This is a genomic window from Cohnella rhizoplanae, from assembly GCF_948329515.1.
Lineage (GTDB): Bacteria > Bacillota > Bacilli > Paenibacillales > Paenibacillaceae > Cohnella > Cohnella rhizoplanae.
Genome location: NZ_CAOJCN010000055.1, coordinates 1 through 1,765 on the forward strand (window position 1 = coordinate 1; position 1,765 = coordinate 1,765).

Here is a 1,765-nt window from a genome sequence, read left to right on the forward strand (position 1 = left end):
CTTGTGAGATACATAAAATAAAAGCGAGACTCCAAGTGAAATAAATAGTATGGAGGTAATTTGCAAGATAATGACTCTACTCATCCTGTAAGGTATTCTAATTTCCTTCATGTATTTTGCCCTTTAAATGTGACTTATGAACCTAGCATTGATATCCTATTAATTTCCCATATTCACGACACCAAAAGGCTTAAGTCAGCGAAGCTACCGAGTCACACAGGACTTGCTTCGCAGGTATGTCCGCCTGAACCACCTCTCCGAAATTCATCTGGCGGACCAAGGGGCGAAAGCCCCGAAACGTGATGTGTCCTGCTGCCCCTATATCCCCGAAACTGAAGTATCTAACTCGAATCCATTTCTAACTTCGTGCCGGACGCCCTTGATTAGATTAGCTTTTGATCTATAATCTTTATTTACGTTATATTTCGAATAACCCTCTACCAATCAAATTAGCAGTTACCGGTTTCTTTCCTATTTCTCGTGACCATATAGATAGTTGACCGATGTGGTGGATCTCGTGCGCGATTACATGCCGCATTATTTCACCATATTTATGAGCTTCTCGTTCCCCTTCATCGGTTATATCAATCATAATGTGGTCTTCTAGGCTGTCATTCCAAGCATAAATAAATGGAGCGAGTTCCATGTGGCAATGAGCAGAAAAATCTATTATTTGCTGTAAGCTAGCAACTTCCTTAAACTGAGGGATATTAATCGCTTTTCCTTGTAATCCACCGCATATCCAGCCATACTCGACTGCCACAACGTGATAAAGTGTGGGAAGGAAGTATCCAAAACCTCCAATGCGTTTTTTAAGCAACTCTTCCTCACTCACAGTTTCACACCAATCGAACCAATCTCTACGAACTTGCCAGTTATACTCGAATAGTTTTAACATGCGGTAGCCTCCTAAAAACGCGAGCTTATTTGTTTTATTTAGTTCCCAAATTATTTCTGATTGTTGTTTATACTGCTTCTCTGAAAATGCACGCTTCAGATAGAATTGTACTTAACGTTCCCGTATTCACGACGCCGAGAAGCTTAAGGTCGCAAAGCGACCGGTTACGCGCCAGCGCAGTTAGCCTCGCAGGTATGTCCGCCTGATTCCAGTTCCTTTAAATTCATCAGGCGGACCGAAGGGCCGCAGGTTCCGAAGCGTGAATACATTGTTAGATGAAGTTATTGCCTTCTTGATTGGCTCACAGATTTTTCGTCCCATCTTTCAATAATTGGATAAATCATGCCACTAAAGGTACCCGGTATAAGGAAGAAGATAAACATCCATTCAATATCACGTGATAAAAGTAATAATACTAGTAGCCCTGCTATAAAACTAAGTGTTCCTAAAATAAGCGACGACAAAAACACTTCAGCCTTATTTCTAATCTTTTTTAGAATCAGTTCTTTTAAATAACTTAAAGGCAGTATAAAAACTAAATTATAGATCCACATTAATCCTGTTACACCTAAAATTATTAAAATAACATTGCCAATCTTTAACGAATCTAAACTGAAATACAAAATGCTACTCACTAATAATGAACAGAAAAAAGAAGTGGTTAGACAATTAGTTATCTTGTCATAAAATTTTTCCATTTCGCTCCTTAATTCGCTCTGCAATAATTTCATCTAACGTTCCCGTATTCACGACGCCGAGAAGCTTAAGGTCGCAAAGCGACCGGTTACGACAGGACATAGCCTCGCAGGTATGTCCGCCTGATTCCAGTTCCTTGAATTCCATCTGGCGGACCGAGGAGCCGTAGGC

3 protein-coding genes are annotated in these 1,765 nt (G+C 40.3%); all 3 read right to left on the reverse strand.

The window, feature by feature from the left end; all coding sequences use genetic code 11:
* Positions 1 to 418 precede the first annotated feature (418 nt).
* Complete coding sequence (locus PQG80_RS28745; RefSeq protein ID WP_271755289.1) at positions 419 to 898, reverse strand: DinB family protein; 480 nt, start codon at positions 896 to 898, stop codon at positions 419 to 421.
* A 281-nt stretch (positions 899 to 1,179) separates the two neighbouring features.
* On the reverse strand, positions 1,180 to 1,596 hold the full coding sequence (locus PQG80_RS28750) for a hypothetical protein (RefSeq protein ID WP_271755290.1): 417 nt from the start codon (positions 1,594 to 1,596) through the stop codon (positions 1,180 to 1,182).
* On the reverse strand, positions 1,580 to 1,765 hold a 186-nt coding region (locus PQG80_RS28755), incomplete at its 5' end, for a hypothetical protein (protein WP_271755291.1). The genes PQG80_RS28750 and PQG80_RS28755, both read right to left, overlap by 17 nt.

Bases quoted from the DNA above. Each gene is read 5' to 3' on its own strand.
- PQG80_RS28745 (WP_271755289.1), bottom strand. From the start codon at position 898: ATGTTAAAACTATTCGAGTATAACTGGCAAGTTCGTAGAGATTGGTTC.
- PQG80_RS28750 (WP_271755290.1), bottom strand. From the start codon at position 1,596: ATGGAAAAATTTTATGACAAGATAACTAATTGTCTAACCACTTCTTTT.